The 18,401-nt window shown below is 39.8% G+C and carries 22 protein-coding genes; 11 read left to right on the top strand and 11 right to left on the bottom strand.

All coding sequences use genetic code 11. The annotated features are described in order from the left end of the window. The first annotated feature begins 3 nt into the window (after nt 1–3). Nucleotides 4–1,266, top strand: coding sequence for a cysteine desulfurase (locus RMY16_RS10475; RefSeq protein ID WP_322736293.1), 1,263 nt, complete (start codon nt 4–6; stop codon nt 1,264–1,266). Nucleotides 1,267–1,433: 167 nt separating this feature from the next. Here the strand turns inward: RMY16_RS10475 and RMY16_RS10470 are convergent, their stop codons facing one another. Continuing rightward, nucleotides 1,434–1,982 carry an IS630 family transposase gene (locus RMY16_RS10470; RefSeq protein ID WP_322736329.1) on the bottom strand — a complete coding sequence of 183 codons (549 nt, stop codon included), beginning with the start codon at nt 1,980–1,982 and terminating at the stop codon, nt 1,434–1,436. 20 nt (nt 1,983–2,002) lie between these two features. Continuing rightward, nucleotides 2,003–2,503 (bottom strand): helix-turn-helix domain-containing protein, encoded by a 501-nt coding sequence (locus RMY16_RS10465; protein WP_096603590.1) that lies wholly within the window; start codon nt 2,501–2,503, stop codon nt 2,003–2,005. A 248-nt stretch (nt 2,504–2,751) separates the two neighbouring features. On the opposite strand from RMY16_RS10465, the gene RMY16_RS10460 reads away from it, so the two are divergent. Further along, nucleotides 2,752–3,384, top strand: coding sequence for a Uma2 family endonuclease (locus tag RMY16_RS10460; protein ID WP_322736292.1), 633 nt, complete (start codon nt 2,752–2,754; stop codon nt 3,382–3,384). Nucleotides 3,385–3,423: 39 nt separating this feature from the next. After that, the gene (locus RMY16_RS10455) at nt 3,424–4,056 is read left to right on the top strand and encodes a Uma2 family endonuclease (protein WP_322736291.1); all 633 of its coding nucleotides are present in this window, start codon (nt 3,424–3,426) and stop codon (nt 4,054–4,056) included. A 53-nt stretch (nt 4,057–4,109) separates the two neighbouring features. Here the strand turns inward: RMY16_RS10455 and RMY16_RS10450 are convergent, their stop codons facing one another. Next, entirely contained in the window at nt 4,110–4,391 is a 282-nt protein-coding gene (locus RMY16_RS10450; protein WP_322736290.1) for a hypothetical protein, read from the bottom strand. Between the two features lie 282 nt (nt 4,392–4,673). Between RMY16_RS10450 and RMY16_RS10445 the strand changes: the two genes are divergently transcribed. Both RMY16_RS10445 and RMY16_RS10440 read left to right on the top strand, forming a co-directional pair. Then, nucleotides 4,674–4,895: an addiction module protein gene (locus RMY16_RS10445; RefSeq protein WP_322736289.1), complete on the top strand. Its 222-nt coding sequence runs from the start codon at nt 4,674–4,676 to the stop codon at nt 4,893–4,895. Further along, complete coding sequence (locus tag RMY16_RS10440) at nt 4,892–5,173, top strand: type II toxin-antitoxin system RelE/ParE family toxin (RefSeq protein WP_322736288.1); 282 nt, start codon at nt 4,892–4,894, stop codon at nt 5,171–5,173. Before RMY16_RS10445 ends, RMY16_RS10440 begins: the two co-directional genes overlap by 4 nt. 986 nt (nt 5,174–6,159) lie before the next feature. On the opposite strand, the gene RMY16_RS10435 is transcribed toward RMY16_RS10440, so the two are convergent. Continuing rightward, nucleotides 6,160–6,642 (bottom strand): tetratricopeptide repeat protein, encoded by a 483-nt coding sequence (locus RMY16_RS10435; RefSeq protein WP_322664566.1) that lies wholly within the window; start codon nt 6,640–6,642, stop codon nt 6,160–6,162. Nucleotides 6,643–6,841: 199 nt separating this feature from the next. On the opposite strand from RMY16_RS10435, the gene RMY16_RS10430 reads away from it, so the two are divergent. Beyond that, nucleotides 6,842–7,030 carry a hypothetical protein gene (locus tag RMY16_RS10430; protein ID WP_416211659.1) on the top strand — a complete coding sequence of 63 codons (189 nt, stop codon included), beginning with the start codon at nt 6,842–6,844 and terminating at the stop codon, nt 7,028–7,030. Between the two features lie 180 nt (nt 7,031–7,210). Next, nucleotides 7,211–7,615: a DUF2294 domain-containing protein gene (locus RMY16_RS10425; protein ID WP_322736287.1), complete on the top strand. Its 405-nt coding sequence runs from the start codon at nt 7,211–7,213 to the stop codon at nt 7,613–7,615. On the opposite strand, the gene RMY16_RS10420 is transcribed toward RMY16_RS10425, so the two are convergent. Together RMY16_RS10420 and RMY16_RS10415 are read right to left on the bottom strand one after the other, a co-directional pair. Continuing rightward, on the bottom strand, nt 7,596–7,979 hold the full coding sequence (locus tag RMY16_RS10420; RefSeq protein WP_322664562.1) for a response regulator: 384 nt from the start codon (nt 7,977–7,979) through the stop codon (nt 7,596–7,598). The two genes, RMY16_RS10425 and RMY16_RS10420, sit on opposite strands and share 20 nt — an antisense overlap. Nucleotides 7,980–8,386: 407 nt before the next feature. Further along, nucleotides 8,387–9,691 (bottom strand): CCA tRNA nucleotidyltransferase, encoded by a 1,305-nt coding sequence (locus RMY16_RS10415; RefSeq protein WP_322736286.1) that lies wholly within the window; start codon nt 9,689–9,691, stop codon nt 8,387–8,389. 86 nt (nt 9,692–9,777) lie between these two features. Here RMY16_RS10415 and RMY16_RS10410 point away from each other — a divergent pair, with 86 nt between their 5' ends. Further along, nucleotides 9,778–10,026: a Ycf34 family protein gene (locus tag RMY16_RS10410; protein WP_251960287.1), complete on the top strand. Its 249-nt coding sequence runs from the start codon at nt 9,778–9,780 to the stop codon at nt 10,024–10,026. Between the two features lie 474 nt (nt 10,027–10,500). After that, a complete protein-coding gene (tsaB, locus tag RMY16_RS10405) occupies nt 10,501–11,154 on the top strand; it encodes a tRNA (adenosine(37)-N6)-threonylcarbamoyltransferase complex dimerization subunit type 1 TsaB (protein WP_322736285.1) in 654 nt (217 codons plus the stop codon). A gap of 56 nt (nt 11,155–11,210) precedes the next feature. On the opposite strand, the gene RMY16_RS10400 is transcribed toward tsaB, so the two are convergent. The 3 genes from RMY16_RS10400 to RMY16_RS10390 all read right to left on the bottom strand — a co-directional run bounded on the left by RMY16_RS10400 (nt 11,211) and on the right by RMY16_RS10390 (nt 12,985). Then, a complete protein-coding gene (locus tag RMY16_RS10400; protein ID WP_322736284.1) occupies nt 11,211–11,558 on the bottom strand; it encodes a hypothetical protein in 348 nt (115 codons plus the stop codon). A gap of 84 nt (nt 11,559–11,642) precedes the next feature. Further along, complete coding sequence (locus tag RMY16_RS10395; protein ID WP_322736283.1) at nt 11,643–12,038, bottom strand: hypothetical protein; 396 nt, start codon at nt 12,036–12,038, stop codon at nt 11,643–11,645. Nucleotides 12,039–12,067: 29 nt separating this feature from the next. Beyond that, nucleotides 12,068–12,985: an AEC family transporter gene (locus RMY16_RS10390; RefSeq protein WP_322736328.1), complete on the bottom strand. Its 918-nt coding sequence runs from the start codon at nt 12,983–12,985 to the stop codon at nt 12,068–12,070. Nucleotides 12,986–13,087: 102 nt separating this feature from the next. Here RMY16_RS10390 and RMY16_RS10385 point away from each other — a divergent pair, with 102 nt between their 5' ends. After that, nucleotides 13,088–13,891 carry a M15 family metallopeptidase gene (locus RMY16_RS10385; RefSeq protein WP_322736282.1) on the top strand — a complete coding sequence of 268 codons (804 nt, stop codon included), beginning with the start codon at nt 13,088–13,090 and terminating at the stop codon, nt 13,889–13,891. Nucleotides 13,892–13,924: 33 nt separating this feature from the next. Here RMY16_RS10385 and RMY16_RS10380 read toward each other — a convergent pair whose 3' ends face one another. Further along, complete coding sequence (locus tag RMY16_RS10380; protein ID WP_322736281.1) at nt 13,925–14,983, bottom strand: serine hydrolase domain-containing protein; 1,059 nt, start codon at nt 14,981–14,983, stop codon at nt 13,925–13,927. Between the two features lie 59 nt (nt 14,984–15,042). After that, nucleotides 15,043–16,875, bottom strand: coding sequence for a penicillin-binding protein 2 (gene mrdA / locus RMY16_RS10375; protein WP_322736280.1), 1,833 nt, complete (start codon nt 16,873–16,875; stop codon nt 15,043–15,045). A gap of 385 nt (nt 16,876–17,260) precedes the next feature. Here mrdA and RMY16_RS10370 point away from each other — a divergent pair, with 385 nt between their 5' ends. Continuing rightward, nucleotides 17,261–18,388, top strand: coding sequence for an ABC transporter ATP-binding protein (locus RMY16_RS10370; RefSeq protein ID WP_322736279.1), 1,128 nt, complete (start codon nt 17,261–17,263; stop codon nt 18,386–18,388). Nucleotides 18,389–18,401: the final 13 nt, after the last annotated feature.

Below are 18,401 nucleotides of genomic sequence, written 5' to 3'. Positions count from 1 at the left end.
CCAATGACTTTCACTCCTACCAAAACCCTTGCTGATAAAGTTCGCGCTGACTTCCCGATATTGCATCAGGAAGTCAATGAGAAACCCCTGGTTTATCTCGATAATGCTGCGACTTCGCAAAAGCCTTTATTCGTATTAAATACCCTGCGGGACTATTACGAGCAATATAATGCTAACGTGCATCGAGGTGCCCATTCTCTAAGTGCTAAAGCTACTGATGCTTATGAAGGTGCTAGAGATAAAGTTGCCAAATTCATTAATGCTGCATCGCGTCAGGAAATTGTCTATACCCGTAATGCAAGTGAGGCGATTAACCTAGTCGCTTATAGCTGGGGAATGAACAATTTGCAGCCAGGAGATGAAATTATTCTCTCGGTTATGGAACATCACAGTAATATTGTGCCTTGGCAATTGGTGGCACAAAAAACGGGTGCAGTACTTAAATTTGTAGAATTAACACCAGAAGAAACTTTTGATTTGGAACAGTTTAAAAAACTGATTTCTGAGAAAACTAAGCTGGTATCGGTGGTGCATATTTCTAATACTTTGGGTTGTATTAACCCAGTAGAAGAAATTGGTGCGATCGCGCACAAATACGGTGCTAAATTTTTAGTTGATGCTTGCCAGAGTGTTCCCCACTATCCTGTAGATGTGCAGAAGATAGATTGTGATTGGTTGGTAGCATCTGGTCATAAAATGTGCGCTCCAACTGGGATAGGATTTTTGTATGGTAAGCTGGAATTATTAGAATCAATGCCACCCTTTTTTGGCGGTGGTGAGATGATTGCAGAGGTATATTTAGACCATTCAACCTATGCAGAATTACCGCATAAATTTGAAGCTGGTACACCTGCAATTGGAGAAGCGATCGCACTTGGTGCTGCGATAGATTATCTTAGCAGTATCGGCATGGATAAAATCCACGCCTACGAAGCAGAATTAACGGCTTATTTGTTCCAACAATTAGAGCAAATTCCCCAAATTAGAATTTACGGCCCCAAACCAAATGCAGAAGGTGAAGGTAGAGCCGCTCTTGCGTCATTCACAGCTGGGGAAGTCCACGCTAACGACTTATCTACATTATTAGATCAAGAAGGCGTTGCCATCCGTTCTGGACACCACTGCACACAACCATTACACCGTTACTTAGGTCTTGCTGCAACCGCACGAGCAAGTCTATCTTTCTACAACACCCGCGAAGAAATTGATATTTTCATCAAAGCACTGAAAGAAACCCTGGAATTTTTTGCAGGTTTACTTGCTTAAAGTTACAAAATATTTAGATAGTAATTGTGCCAAATATCAGCAACACATCTTGCTAATAGCTGGCACAATTTAATTATTTGGATTCTTTACAGGAGTAACTACAATACGGTTCGGTTAAAGGGTAAAGGGGAAAGGTTTTGAATACATCCTTTCCCCTTTATACCATTTCACGAAAAGCCTGATACAAATAAAGCCGATAAAATAAAATCCCACCCTGTAATAGATTTAACTTGATAAGCTGTCAATTTATCTAGCTGTTTCCACACAGCTTCTCGCAATTCATCTAAGGTTTGAAAACATTCCCATTTCAAAGCCTTCTTGATTTCTTTCCATAGTCTTTCAATTGGATTTACTTCTGGTGTATAGGGAGGTTGGAACAAGAGAATTATATTGGACGGAACTCGTAAATAATTGCTGAAGTGAAACGCTCCATTATCAACTTGGATGATATGTATTTCTTCTGGATACAAAGCTGCAAACTTTTCTAAAAACATTTCAAAACATACTGTATCCAAGTGTGATTCTAGGGCAAAGTTATCTCCAGTTAATGGTTCTACAACTCCATAGATGTAAAAATTATCTCGCTTCCACTGCGTCAAACCAACTGGTTTTACTGCGGTCAGCGTTATCAATTTTCCCGTTATCGTTTGAAGACCAAACCTACTTTCATCTCCACACCAATAACGTACTTTACGATGTTTTTCTAACGGTGATATTAAGTACTTTTTTATTAACTCTAGCCAGGAAGGAAGTTTTTTTTAAAGTCTTCTTCTATGCCCTTGTGTTGTTTGATGCTACGTGGACGCGGTGCTTTTAATTTTGCTTTGAGTTTGTAACGCACAACTTCATGCACAACTTTATAAGATGCTTTGATTCCTTCAGACGCTAAAAGCCATGTCTGGACTTCCTGATAGCTTTTAAACCCTTCAGGCGCAGACAGTTCTTTTTTGATTAGCGATCGCACCTCCGGGGGAATAGTTTTTGGTCTTCCTGGACTTTTACCCAGTTCGAGCAAGGTGCTTAATCCGCCTTCTCTATAGCGTTTTAACCACCTCTGCACAGTCATTCGTCCTCTGCCTAGTACTACTGCTAAGTGCTGCACTGTTTCTACTTGTCGCGTCTTGAGTAAATACAATGCCTGTATTCTTTCTTTCCCATATCCAGTTTTTTGCTGTCTCAATAGCTCTTGAAGTTCAGCAATTGTTTCTTTTATCTCTAGTTTGAGTACTCTACACACTGTTTTTCATGAGTAATGCACCTGCCATTATATGTATCACACTTTTAGTGAAATGGTATTACCCCTTACCCTTTCCCCAGATTATAAGGAAAGTGAAAAATGCTTATCCGAACCGTATTGGGAGTAACTAAAGTTTTTGAAGCTCATTGGGCAAGTGATTGAAATTGACTGGAGCGAGTATTATATTAATAACATAGGTAAAATTATCGGGATTTTATCTAACATCCTGACAGAAGAAGTATTGTAATATGCTTGTCAAGTCAACGCCTGCTGAACAAAGAATAGTGCTACAGAACATTAGCTGGGAAACCTTTGAAGCCTTGCTGAAAGATACAGGTGAGGACAGAGGCTCAAGATTTGCTTATGATTGCGGTGTTTTAGAGATCATGACTCCACTTTTTGAACACGAAAATCCTAAAATTCAGTTTGACCGATTGATATTCGCTTTAGCAGTGGAGTTAAAAATTAAAATTAGAAGTGCTGGTTCTACAACATTAAAACGTAAACCAATAACAAAGGGAATAGAACCCGATACTTGCTATTATATTCAAAATGAGCCACTAATTAGAGGTAAACAAGAATTAGATTTAACAACAGATCCAGCCCCGGATTTAGCAGTTGAAATTGATATTACTAGTAGTTCTGTTAATAAGCTTAATATTTATGCGGCTTTAGGTGTAGCAGAATTATGGAGATATGACGGTGAAGTTTTAAAATTTTATCAACTAGTAGCAAGCGAATATATTGAAATTAAGTCGAGTATCGCTTTCCCTTTAATTTCTGTTAGTGATATGAATAGATTTATCCAGCAAAGTAAAACTATAGATGAAATTGATTTGGTGCAATCCTTCAGCGTTTGGGTGCGTGGAAAGATAGCTTAAAATATTAATTACGAATTACGAATTACGAATTATTTTAATATGCTTGTCAACTCAACGTCTGCTGAACAAAGAACAGTGCTACATAACATTAGCTGGGAAACCTTTGAAGCCTTGCTGAGAGATACAGGTGAAGATAGAGGTTCTCGGTTTGCTTATGACTGCGGTGTTTTAGAAATCATGACTCCACTTTTTGAACACGAAAACCCCAAAAGTAATTTTGGTAATTTTATTATTGCTTTAGCTGAAGAATTAGGGATTGAAGTGAGAAGTGCTGGTTCAACAACATTGAAGCGGAAAATATCAAAGCGGGGAATAGAACCCGATACTTGCTACTATATCCATAATGAACTAGCTATTAGGGGTAAGCAAACTTTAGATTTAGAAAATGATCCGCCGCCTGACTTAGCAATTGAGATTGACATTACTAGCAGTTCAGTTAACAAATTGGGAATTTATTCAGCGTTGGGTGTAACTGAACTTTGGAGATATGATGGACAAAATTTAAAGTTTTATCAGTTGATAGAAGGGCAATATGTCGAGTGTAAGTTTAGTATTGCCTTTCCTATAGTATCGGTGAGTGAGATTAGCAGATTTATCGAGCAGAGTAAAAGTATGGGGGAAATTGCTTTACTTAAATCATTTCGCGCTTGGGCGCGGGAGAGGATAAGTTAGTTGGCTAATGATTTGTCTTGGCGATTACCACAATTACACTTAAATTAATGGTACTAAGTTTGCTGGTCATCTTTTTTAGTCCCAATTTTTGTGAGTGTCAGCCATATAAAAAAGACTCCTATAAAAATATATATAGTTGCATTACTAATCTCAAAACTACCAAATTTTTCAACAACCAATTGAGAAAAACTAGTTAAAGTTGCGAAAGCAATAGCAATTAGCCAGAACCCAACAGCAGTTCCAAGAGCTAGTTTGAATATTGTAATACTTTTACTTTCATCATCTATTCTATTAGGGATAAAAAATCTTATACCAGATATAATATTATCCAACATAAACATACTCTCCGCTCAAAAATGAATTGGATAAAGTTGTATTTTACACTTTATAAGATTATTATGATAATGCCAATAGGGTAACAGCTATCCTCACAAAATAAATATATTTGACTAATTTGACTAATCTAAGGTAGATGTGTATGGACTTACTGCACTGTTTACTAGTTGCTAGAATATTTACCGAATCAGGTAAACTTGATGCTTTACTTTATTGGGACTAAAATAAGTAATTTCTAATCTAAAATAAGATTATATTGAGCAACTACATTCACAACAACCATGCACCCCATATTAAAAGTGGATATTTCCGAACTAAGTGTATCTGAACGTATACAGCTTGCCGAGGACTTATGGGACAGCATTCTTACTACACCCGATGAAGTTCCTGTCAGCGATGAGCAAAAACAAGAATTAGATAGACGCTTGGAGATGCATAGCCAAAACCCAAACCGAGGTTCAACCTGGCAATCAGTGAAGCAAAGACTAGGTTTACCTGAATGAGCTATCAGTTAATAATTAGTCCAGAAGCAGAAGTGGATATTCAAGATGCTTTTGAATGGTATGAGCAACGTGAATCTGGAGTAGGTTCGGAGTTTGTACGCGCAGTTGATAGCTGTTTAGCATTAATCGAACGTAACCCCTCAACTTATCCCGTGGTGTATCAACAAGCGCGGCGATTATTGATACGTAGGTTTTCCTATGGTGTTATTTATGTTGTAGAAGAAAATGTTATCACTGTCATTGCTTGTTACCACGTCAAACGTAATCCTAAACAATGACAGAGCAGGAATATTTGAAGGCTTTTATAATCTCGCCTACAATCACCTGAACCATCTATAATTACTACTCTCAAATAACCTATTATTAGCCGTTTAATCAAAGCGATCGCACCCCACGAAATCAACTCAAAGAATCTGGATTGATCCCCAACTTTCGCAATTCTTGTACCAGTCTTTGAGTGCGTTATTCAGCAGTGATTCCTTGTTTGTCATACCAATACAACCAATCCCGCGTAATTTCCTGATAGGTTTCCTGTTCCTAACCAATTGCTAAACCTATCTCTGATAACCAAACGAAATTTCTTGGTTGCAATACATATTCACCATTTACAAAGCGATAACCTTCTAAAATTGGTTTTCTCCGACGTTGAGGATTGTAAACAACATAATACAAAACCTCTATATACTCTTAGTCTCTCGATTTTGACAACTAATTTAGGATTGCTATAGTTAGAAAAACCTTTAGCTTAACAGAGTAAAAAAGATAAGATCGGCAAAAATGTTAATTGCTGAGTTGGGATGTGCAATAAGACACCAGGGGTCTTTCTTGAAAATTGCTGTAACTGTGGCTATGGCATTCACGGCATCCATGCCATACTCATAAAGAAATGTACCGTACCCCCATCAACAAATTGAGTACTACTGAGAACCTATAGACCACTCGTTTTGATAGTTACATCTAAACTGTAGTCTTTGTAAATACCAGTGGCGTAGGCGCAGCCCGCACTTCGACTTGGCTCAGTGACCATCGTAGACATCGCTTAGTAAAATCCACCATACTCCGCTTGTGCTATCTAGTTTGTACTAAAGTTAACTTTATTCAACCGAGAATTGCTATTTGACGGTTGGTTGCTGTTAGTACAAGCATCAATGACACTGCTATTAATTCAGATAGAAGTGTATTGAATAAAACTATGGCGACTAAGGTGATGAATTGTTGTTGATGAGGATGATAACGGATTCATAAAACAGTATGATGCTTTCTCCTATCTGCCGTTGTAGCTAAATCTAAATGTACATTCTAGAATCAACTTTTGATTCACTAGGGAATAGGGCTGAATTTCTAAAGCACGTTGAAAAGCTCTGATAGCTTGACTATACTCTCCTAGTGCTGCATAACATAAGCCCATACCATGAAGCGCCCCAAAATGTATTGGATTTATCTGTACAACCATCTGACAATCAGCCAAAGATTTTTGATAATCGCCAATACTGTAATAGAGGAAAGCTCGACGATTCCAAGCTTCGGCAAAATCTGGCTGGTCTTTAATTAATGCTGTCAGCGCTGTTTCCGCTTCAGCAATTTCACCTGCATCTAGTAACTTTTGACTGCGGTCAATTATTTCCAGCCCATAGATTCCCTTTTGCTGAAACCAGATCCGCCAGATTTTTCTGGTTGCCTTGTCGCGCACTGTTGCATCCGGGTTTTTCAACTCTTCAAGTAAGGAATTGATAAATAAAGAATCCATGAATTTGAGATCAGTGAATATACCTTTGTATTAACTTTCTCACAAAATATCTCGATTAAATCATTTTTAAAGTCATCTTTAAATTAGCCGTGATTAATCGCTAATTATGAAATTACTGTGTGATTGATTGTGTTCAACAATACGACTAATACCACGCTAGATATTTAGAGTCATAAAAATCAAAACTGACTAGAGGTAGCTGACAGATCCCTTTGGCGCCATTACTCAAGCTCACATCAATATGTCAGAACTGCAAGATGCACTAAACAAAGGTTGTTTGCAGGTAGATGGCAAGGTTATGAAACCAGGTGGTACTTTGGTTATCAAAGCCGGAGTTGAATTAGTTTGGTATTTACCAGGAATTATCAAGCACTTTGACATTGCATAATCACAGTTGCTTTGCCCGTAAAAAATGTCTTAAATAAATGCATAATCAATACATTACATGCACACACAAACTTCAGAGAAAACAACGATGATTTTTCTCAGCTAATCCATAATCATCTACTATAATGTTGGATACTTACATTTCCAGATTAAAACGATAAATCTTACATAGTAGGTACTAATGGGACAACCGACTATTGGACAATTAGAAACAGAAATATCACAGCAAATTATAAATTTATATAATGATAGGCTAGGGAAATCTCCTAGCCAAATTATTTGTCATTTTTTTGATACTGAAATCGTAATTTCTATAGAAAACTCTGTTACCCAAGCTGAACAAACTTTACTGAAAGGAGGTTGTGATACTTTAGCTGAACAAGTACGATTATATTTAGAGAAAATAATTAAACCAGATTTAAAAAATTTGATTGAGGAAATTATTGGTCAACCTGTTCTCTACCTGATAACAAACACCAATTTAGCAACAGGTCGTACTGGGATTGTTGTAATTCTCAAAGAATTACCTGAATTTTGTAACCCCAAATCTATTCCTAAGATAAATGTTAAGAATTTAGCTGAATGATGTGGCGACTGATTACCACTTCTAATTGATTAAAATCATAGGGTTTAGTAATACAATCATCAAATGCTGTAAGTATCGTGGACTGATCGTCTTGTACAGTTCTTAGAGGTGTGACTGCAATGATTGGAATGGTAGCAGTTTTTGAGTCATGCTTAAGATCGTCAATGACTTGGTTCGCACTCAAATTAGATAGCTTCATATCTAGCAGGATTAAATCTGGTTGATGAGTTTGTGCCAACATCACAGCCCTCACCCCTTGTTTGGTACAAATACATGAAAAATTTAATATTCCTAGATGAGAATTAAGTAGCTCTAAATCATGTAAACTCTCTTCTACAACCAAAATTAAAGGCTGTTCATTCATAAGCAGTTCGTCCTGTCCAAGAAAAGTTAGGCATAAAAATTCTACCCATCAGGAAAACCTGAAAGTCTTTGTTTATAGTAAATGTTTAATTCAATGTACGAGAGTATCTTCAGACGACCAACTAAGGCATAAAAATGAATAAGTTAGTATATAATCCATCCGGTTGTCCATTAGCGCTAAATTTTAGGAAAAAATATAGCAAAGCAGTCATAACATCAAGCAAATAGTAGCATAACTGATGTATGTAATTGCCAGGATTGGCTATAAAGATCGGTATTTTATGGTAACTAGGGGATACTTAAAGTACTTAAGATTGCAGATTTATTAGTTTTAGCCAGTTTAGCCAAGAGGGACAAAATTACGTAAGCATCACTTTTGTTATATTATAATAAATTAATTAAGTATATTTAACTATCAAGTAACTGACGTGCATAAGCGATCGCCTCTGTTGGAGTTGAAAGTTTCCCCTCAGCTTGTGCTACCCCAATTTCAGTTAGCAGTTGACCGATAATTGGCGAAGCTGGAATATCTAATGTTGTAATCAACTCCTTCCCGCTGACTAGGGGAGTGGGATGAGCGATCGCATCATCCGGGTTGAGGTAGCGGTCGATCAAAGGTGCTAAGATTTGGTAGCTCATTGCTTTCGTTTCCACTGCTGTGTCTAGTGGCTTGTCACCAGATATTGCCTCTACCAAATTATTAATTGCTACAGCTAGCACTGCCGTAGCGGGGAACACAATATCTGCGTTATGAAACAAAAAGTATTGTTCTCGCAACGACATATCAACTACTTGAAATTGCGGTAACAGTTTCAGAGCAGTAGTTACACCTCGGATTTCGGCACGACTATAAGTTAGTTCCTGTAGCTCTATTTCTGCTAATACTGAATCTGGGTTGACAAGACAAGCAAGTTTGGCAATACCTAGCCAAGTAGTTTTAATACTATCGCGGACATATTCTTGCAGTTGTGCCCCTAGTTGTTGCCACTTTTCTGTAAGTAAGGCGGCTGCTGTGTCAACTGCTGCTAGTTTGATCAAGCTTTCACGGGTAGCATTTTTGAACAAAGGGGCAAGTAAACCATCTTCCCAAGCACTTGCGATCCAAGGAGTACCCTGAGAATTTGCCAGTAGATAGCCAATTTCTACCCTAACTCTTTCGGCTGCAACTTTGGTGATATGCGATGCCAAAGAACGAATGGCGGCTTGGGTAGCTGGCTCAATAGTAAAACCTAGTTGGGCGGCTTGGCGATAAGCTCGCATTAACCGCAAAGGATCATCTTCTAGGTTCGCAGGTGATACCATTCGCAAAATGCCTTGTTGTAAGTCTACATAACCTTGCAGAGGATCGATAATTTCTTGCGTGTGGGGATTATAAGCGATCGCATTTACTGTAAAGTCTCGTCTGTGCAAATCAACTTCTAAGCTATCTCCTTCTTGTTGGGCAAAGTCAGCCGTGGCGTGGGGAAAAACCACACGCGCAATTTGTCGTTTTGCATCGAGTAACACAAAACCAGCTTTGTAATGATGAGCGATCGCTCTCGCTACCTTCACCGCCTTAGATGGTATAACAAAATCTAGATCTAGATATTCGCGAGTTCTGCCCAGGATCGCATCTCGGACAGCGCCACCTACCATGTAAGTGGGTTGTGGCAAGAATTCCAAGCTGAAAGGCCAATTTTCGGGAGTGAGGGTAGAAGGAATTGATTCAAGCATTGTAATAAAAATCAACCCAGCAACTCATGAATAACAGTTGGGCTTAAGTTAGATTAACAATAAAGGCCCCTGGAGTTGGTTCTATTATGTGTATTTGCGTGAATTGCCACTATGTAGACAGCTGTGTTACCTATCATGCCGTAGAAGGGCAGCACCAACAGCCTCACTTGACTGAAACACCAGATTTTGATCCCAATGAACCTTCTATCAATGTCAACATTCGGACTAAAGATGATGTAATTGAAATGGAATGGGATGTTGTTGGTTGTTTGAGTTTTAAACGAGAAACAGGTAAGTGGTCGAAGTTGCGTCCTGGTGAATTAGTGCCGACTTGAAACGTCAAGGTATATTATGCCTCAGTCCATTAATAACAGAATCTTGACAATTCAATTCTAAGTTTCCTAGTGCAAGCAAAAGTATTTATTTAAACTTTGCACACGTAAGTTTTTCGCGGGGGTATAGCGATCGCTATACCCCTCATTTCTTTCGTTGACCCCCTCGAAATGCTGTGTAAGCGTTTGAGGGGGTTTATTGTTATCTTTTTGTCGATAATTTAAGCTGATTGACGAATCAATTAGACCTCTTCTAAAATTACTCTTTAAAACCATTCACAGTAAGGGTTATACAAGGGTGAGTTTTTCCATAACTTACCCCTCACAGGGATGGAAACGCATTAGTGTTGATGAAAATTTCTTCATCAAAAGCGAAGTTTTTCAATCACTTACCTCTTATGGAGATGGAAACTTGACTATGATGTGGTTGAATATATAAATCAAGTCATCTCTAAAAAATAAATATTTTAATTAACTTTGACCACAGAACTAAAACACCTCACAACAAAATACGCTTTAGCGTTGCACACCACTACTCCCGAATTAGGACTAGCAATTAGTAATTTTTCAGGTGATACTCGCTCTCAAATTTGGAATTTGGGGCGTGATTTATCTAGCTTAGTACATCAATATTTAATTGAATTTATCAAGCCGCAAACTTGGGAAAATTTGTCCTTTATCGCAGTTGCGAAAGGGCCTGGCGGTTTTACAGGAACTCGGATTGGTGTTGTTACTGCTCGTACTTTAGGGCAACAGTTAGATATTCCTGTATTTGCGATTTCAACTTTGGCTGCGGTAGCTTGGTCAGAAGCCAGCAAAAGCCAAAATTTAACAACTTTTGCTGTGGAAATGCCAGCACAACGAGGTCAAATTTTCGCTGCTATTTATCAGTTTGAACCAGATAATTATAAACTAAAAGTTTGTTTGTCAGATAGAGTATTGACACCAGAAGCATGGCAGGAAACTTTAGGTAATTGGAACACTAATTATCAATTGATTCAAGCCCAATCTGGGCTAGCAGCAACGGTGACAAGTATTTTGGAACTAGCTAATCTTGATTGGCAAGAGGGCAAATTTCCTAATTGGTCAGAGGCTTTGCCATATTATGGGCAGCATCCAGTAGAAGTTTAACTAATATCTAATATATGTATGTTTTTCCAGTACTCTAGCTCTGTATAATAATTCTTTTACCACAATAAGGGAATAAGGTAGTAGGGCAGACATAAAATACCTGTAATAATGCCAATCCAATAAGGAAGGTTACTATTTTTACTAAATGTTTGCTGAATGATGAATAAAAAAGTATAAGACAATATTGGAGAGGTCAGCAACCACAAAATTAAGGCTCTATCACTGTATGAGTAAATGACTACTCCCACATCAGCAGAAGGTTTTCCTCGTACAAGTTCAGCCATGTAGTTTGACAATTGCCCGGAACCAATAACAGAAGATATTGCCCCAACGATCGCTAACATATATTTGATAGCGACTAACCAAACCCTCGAAATTAGTCTTAGTCGTGGATGAGGATTCATAAGCAGTTGCAAGGTTTGTTGGGTTTCATTTCATTCAACCCAACCTACAAATATTCTTAACCGAACCATATTGCCTATACTCCCTCATATTTCAAGATGAAATGAGACACTTTCGATCTCCCAAGTAACGTAAGATAGGAGTTCTTCCAAAATCCCCTCTAAAAAAAATTTTGTTCTTGGTTCATCCGTTTGGGGAAATGGGCCATCAGCGATTGTATATGATGGCTTGAAGCGTCTACCACTTTTCGGCTCTCCCAAGTACTCACCAATGATACGCTGCGATCGCTGGATACCACTAAAAATGAGTTTACCTGATTGCAAAATCATGAATTGACCTGTGTTGTTTAAGGGATGCCCTTCGTAAAGCCCAATGTCACGAGATGGAATAATTAATTGAGTATTCTTAATTATAGGTTTACCAAAATAACAAGAATCCCAAAACTCTAGTTCATCAAAATACCCACTAATAATAGTCACCATCACCCAAAGAACCAATATAATAAATAAATTCAAAACAGCCACAGCCAAATAGGGAGAGTAACTAGCAATACTATAGCCCCAGCAGCTAAGGCAGTAACTGCCAGATCGCGATCAAGATTGAATGTCTCAGCAATTACCAGTGTGCCGAAAGCTGGAGGCATAGCCATTTGTAAGACAATTACCTTTGCTGTGGAACCTGTTAATCCAAACAGTGGTAATAAGCTGCCTAATATCAAGGGAACTAGCAACATTTTGATTCCCAAGCTGATTCTTGCTTGTGGTAGGCTACCCCAAGATTTAAGCAGCCCTAGTCGCATTCCGACTAACACCAGAGATAAAGCTACACTACACCAAGCAAATTTTTCCAAGCAGAATTCTACTACTGTGGGAATTGTCGCTTCTTGAACCAGCAAGCCAAATCCGAAACTCCATAAGGCAGGATTAATTAAGATGGCCCTAGCAGTCTGCCAATGATTTTGGACACCAACACCAAAATGCGCTGCTAGCAACACACCCAATCCGTAAGTTCCTGGGAATGAACCTAACAAATCGTAAAATAGCGCCCAAGCAAAGTACTCCTTGCCTACCATTGCTAAGGTAATGGGAAAACCAAGATAACCAGTATTACCCAACATTGCGGCTAATATCAAGCTAGCCTGAGTTGGTGGTTGGGGAATAGTCTTTCTAAAGTAGGCTTGTCCTTTAATGGCTAACCAAGCTAAAAATGCTCCTAGTAAAATGGCTAGGTAAGCAATCGCAGGTGCAATCCAAATTTGCCCTGATAAACTAGATTGACGCAAAAACGATACTATGCTTATGGGTACTCCCACCCAAAAGAGAAACAGTCCCAAACGTGTAGGAACTGTTACAGGTAGTTTGCGTCCCAGGATAAAACCTACCAGGACTAATCCTCCCAGCTTGACGTATAGTTCTAAAAGGTTTGTCAAGATTGTGCCCAAGAACCACAGATGTAAAATGCTACCTGTTACGTTTACTTTTGTCCAGTGCAAAATCTGTTATGGCCATTCCACAAAAACAGGAGTTTACCGTTGAATAAGGCAGGGTTTTCTGGAAAACCGCAAAACTCATCGAATGACCTTGGTGATGATATCCCAGTGGCTGTACGCGATACCCCTGATGCAACACCTAAGTTTTGGTTGCAACCCCGAATTGTGCTGATTGGGGGAGTAGCGGGATTTATCTTGCTAGCTTTAATTAGCAGTTTTTTGTTTTTCGTCACAGCACCCAAAAAAACCGCCGATTCTCAACCTTTACCAGCTACTTCTGCTCCTGCAACTCCAACAGCATCTAATAATTCCAGCGATACTGTATTAGGGCATTTTCCATACCCAGAAGCCCTTGAGTCAGAACTAGTAACCATCTCCGCAAATAGGGGCATTAGAATGCGAAAAGCTGCTGCCCAAAAGTTTGAGGAGATGGTAGCAGCAGCCCGGAGTTCAGGTGTAATTTTAGTACCAATTTCTGCCTTTCGCTCAGTCAAAGACCAGGAGCCGTTGTTTTTTGCTGTCGGTGCCCAGCGAAATCAAACGCCAGCAGAACGAGCTGCCCTCAGCGCTCCTCCTGGTCATAGCGAACATCACACAGGTTATGCTGTGGATGTTGGAGACGGAGCAGTACCAGCAACTAATCTCCAAACAAACTTTGACAATACCAAAGCTTATCGGTGGCTGCAAGCTAATGCAGCGCGTTTTGGCTTTGAAATGTCATTTCCTAAAGATAATGCTCAAGGTGTGAGTTATGAGCCGTGGCACTGGCGTTTTGTAGGCGATCGCGATAGCTTGGAAATGTTTTACAAAGCTAGAAATTTAAAACCCGCTAAGATATCACCATAAAAGACAGCAAACAGGAGTCAGGAGCAATTGATTTTATCCCTCTTGCTCTCTCTTTGCTAATGGAGGCTGAAGCACTAGTTCTGTAAGGGCTGGAAAGTAGTATTCAGCAATTTTCTTAGCGATCGCATCTGGTCGGGAAATTTTATCTAGATTGCAAAGTAAAATCACGGTAATTTTGTCATCAATAAAGCGGGTAATGTTACTTGCGAATCCTAGTATCGAACCATTATGACCAACGATTCGGCGATCGCCATAATTAAATACCCACCAACCTAAACCTGCAACATATCTTAATTTTTCCCAATCATCGCCCTGATTGGGAAAATGAGGAGTCCACATCAAATCAAGGGTTGATTGCTTTAGTAGAGTTGCACCACAAAGCGCCTGTTCCCACTTCACCATATCTTCTACACTGGAAAGTTGACCTCCGGCAGAATAGGTAACAGAAGGACTGTAGTAAGGTTTGTTAACGAGTTTGCTGTTTGGCAATCGATAGCCAGCAGCCCGGTGTGGCACTATTTCTTTGGGATCATTCATCAAGGTTGCATTCATTCCCAAAGGAGCAAAAATGCCCTCTTGCAACAAATCTCCATAAGATTGTCCAGTTACCTTTTCTAAAAGCAAACCTAGTAGATAGTAACCTGTGTTGTCATAGGCGCTAAACTCACCCGGTTGAAATTTGAGCGGTAAGTGAGTAACTAAAGCCAAAATTTCAGATTTCGATAAATTAAGATGGGTAATTTCCCAGTAGTTTGGGGCATCGGTATAGCTAGGAATTCCAGACTGATGAGACAGAATATGCCCGATTGTGACATTTTGCCAAGCTATGGGTAGCTCATCGAGATAGTCTGTGATCGCATTATCTAACGAAATTACCCCTTGTTCCACCAGCATCATTACGGCCGTAGCTGTGAAAGTTTTACCGACAGACGCAATTTCATAAACTGTATGTTCAGTAGCTGGAACAGAGTGTTCAAGATTCGCCAGTCCATAGCCCTTAACTAGAACAGGTTCACCTTCCTGCATCACTGCAATAGAAATTCCTGGAATCTGGTTTTGAGTCATTATGGCTCGAATATAGTCGTCAATCATAATCGTTAACACTCACTACAAGTGTACAATGCCCCCTACCTCCTGCCCCACGTCTAGCTTCATCTGCTGTTTTCTGGACTCTTAGGCACTGGTTTCTGATACTTACCTGGATACTTGTGCTGAAAATATTCTTCCATAATTTGTAAGATCATGGGCGCAGCAATGCTACCACCACCGCCACCAGAATGTTCAGCAAATGCCACAATCACAACTTCTGGCTGTTCAGCAGGTGCATAGGCTCCAAACCAAGCGTGATTTTGCTTAACACGCCCTTTCCACGCTTCAGCAGTGCCACTCTTACCAGCCACTGTGGGAACTGTTGGCTGCTTCAAAGCTTTACCCGTACCTTCAGCTACTACTTTCCGTAGTCCCTGACGGAGAACACTTATGGTTGTCGGCTTCATATTTAAAGATTCTCGCCAGCTTTTTGCTTCTTCATTATCTTTAAGCAAATGTGGCTGGACTCGATAGCCACCATTAGCAGGCACGGCAAACATAATGGCGACTTGCAAAGGTGTAGTTTGTAAAGCACCTTGACCAATTGACATATTAATGCTGTCACCTACAGTCCAAGGTATCTTCCAAGTTTTCTGCTTCCATGCCTCATCTGGTACTAAACCTTTTGCCTCTTCGTTGCCAAACTCAAAGCCAGTTCTTTTACCAAATCCATACTTGCGAGTCCACTCAATTAAAGTTGGGCCGCCGACTCCGCGACCAATTTGATAGAAGAAGGTATCACTACTCCACTGTAATGCTCCGACAAAACCCAATGGCCCGAATCCGGCGTGATTCCATTCACCAAATCGGGTGCCGCCAAAATTTAAGGAACCATAAGTTTGCAGGACTGTGCTAGGAGAAAATTTACCTGATTCTAGACCGGCTGTGGTGGTAACAATTTTGAAGGTGCTAGCGGGTGGAAAGGCACTGAGAGCGCGATTTACCAAGGGATGATCTGCACCTTGGACAAATTCCCAATCTTTTTGGGTAAGTTTTTGTTTAGAGAAAATATTTGGGTCAAAGGTGGGATGAGATACCATTGCTAAAACAGCACCGTTCTTGGGGTCAAGAGCCACGATCGCACCATCGCGATCGCCTAAAGCTTTTTCTGCTGTCTTTTGCATATTTAAATCTATGGTCAAGTGCAAATCGTTACCCGCTTGTGCCTGTTTCTCACCCAAAACCCGGAGCGGGCGACCTGCACCATCAACTTCTACTTGCTGACCACCCCATTCACCCCGCAGACTTTTCTCATAAGCTTTTTCAACTCCCATTTGACCAATCACATCACCCAATCTGTAACCTTCTTGCTTCTTTTCTTTTAACTGTTCGGCGGTCAGTTCTCGCGTATAACCTAATACATGAGCTAGTTCCTTGCCGTGAGGATAATAGCGAACCGCCTCTGTAGAGATTTCCACGTCTTGAAGTTCGGCTTGATACTCCTTCAATGCTGTGATTTGCGCCTCGTTCAAGTCACGAGCGACCCGAATCAGTGAAGAAGAGTTAGCACCTGCCTCTTCTAATTTCTTTTCCATCTCTTCTTGGGTAACTTCGAGAATTTGAGATAGACGTGCCCCTACAACTGGCCATGCTGGCTTGGTATGTGCCATCGGCCATAAATACACAGAGCGAGGATAGCGAGTACTGGCTAAAAGTTTGCCATTGCGGTCAAAGATATTGCCTCGTTCTGGTTGTTTGGGGATCATCCGAATTCGATTTGACTCGGCTCGTTTTCGGTGGCTTGCTCCTTCAGTAATTTGTAAATATGCCAAACGAACACTGATACCAGTCATCATCAGTAGAGTAAATATAATTAAAAATATCGGCTGGAAACTCCTTCCAACTGTACGTGTATTTTTTTGTCCGCCAAGTGGAGATGGATTCAATAAACTCATAAGCCAAAGAGGATTTCAAGATTAAGATTATTTTTAAACAATTAATTCTGTACCATTATTCGGATCGAGTGCTGCGATCGCACCTCGGTGATTTCCCAAAGCTTTTTCGGCTGCATGACTAAACGCAATTCCGGACAGCCTTTTAGCAATTGCTAATATGCAATTTTAAGGTATTTTAACTTCATTACAGAATATTTAATCAGAAAGTAGTATATAAAAGTACCATAATATCATTGTCATTACTGAGCATGAAAGAATCGGGCGAGTATATTCTTGAACAATTGTTTTTGGCGGATACAATAAACCAAAGTGTCAAATATAGTCTGCCCAAAAGACTAAAGCAATTGACAAAATAACGTAATATCACGGCATTCTACTGAGGATTATGGCTCAAACTGTCATGCACAATCAGAGGGGGATAACAAGTTTTCAGCCACTTGATGTTGAACTGCGTAACGTCTTCAAGTTTTTTAACCAAGAACCAGCAGTAAATGGAATTGATTTGGATGTCAGACAAGGAGAATTTTTTAGTATTTTAGGCCCCTCCGGTTGTGGTAAAACAACGACACTGCGCTTAATTGCTGGGTTTGAAATTGCTGACGCTGGTAAGGTGTTAATTCAGGGTCAGTCCATGACTAATGTGCCCCCTTACCGCCGACCCGTCAATACTGTATTTCAAAGTTACGCTCTATTTAACCACCTGAATGTCTGGAATAACATCGCCTTTGGGCTGCGGTTAAAAAAAATACCCAAATCTAAAATTGAAGCTAGAGTCCAAGAAGCTTTAAAACTAGTGAAAATGGAAAGTTTGCGATCGCGCTTTCCCAATCAACTTTCTGGTGGTCAACAGCAGCGAGTAGCTTTAGCAAGGGCTTTAGTCAACCGTCCCACCGTGGTACTACTGGATGAACCTTTAGGGGCGTTAGATTTAAAACTACGTAAAGAAATGCAGGTTGAGTTATCAAATTTACACAAAGACTTAGGGCTAACCTTTGTGATGGTGACACACGACCAAGAAGAAGCATTGTCTTTGAGCGATCGCATTGCTGTGATGAATCAAGGCAAAATTGAACAAGTTGGCACTCCCAGCCAAATTTACGAATGTCCCTGTACATCCTTTGTTGCTGATTTTATTGGTGATACTAATTTATTCAGTGGTGAAATCGTCGCGGTAGACTCCTCTAATATTAAAATTTCCACAAAAATGGGACTATCAATTGTTATTAGCCGCGCTGAAGATACACCAACTCAATTATCACAAGCTGTAGTAGTAAGTGTGCGTCCAGAAAAAATACAGCTTTCGCTGTATCCACCTAATTTGCCAGTTAACTGCTTTGAAGGACGGCTTGTCAACGTTATGTATTTGGGCACACACGTTAATTATGTTATGGAATTAACAAATGGCATTAGCATTAATGTGTTGCAACCTAATACTTTGGGCACTTTACCAGACCGCGACACACTTATTTACGCCTGGTGGGCAGAAACTGATTGTTTAGCTATTAATCAATAGTCAACCCCTTTGG

It is taken from the genome of Nostoc sp. DedQUE12b, assembly GCF_034530835.1.
Classification (GTDB): Bacteria; Cyanobacteriota; Cyanobacteriia; order Cyanobacteriales; family Nostocaceae; genus Nostoc.
This window is presented reverse-complemented; position numbering and strand designations above follow the sequence as displayed.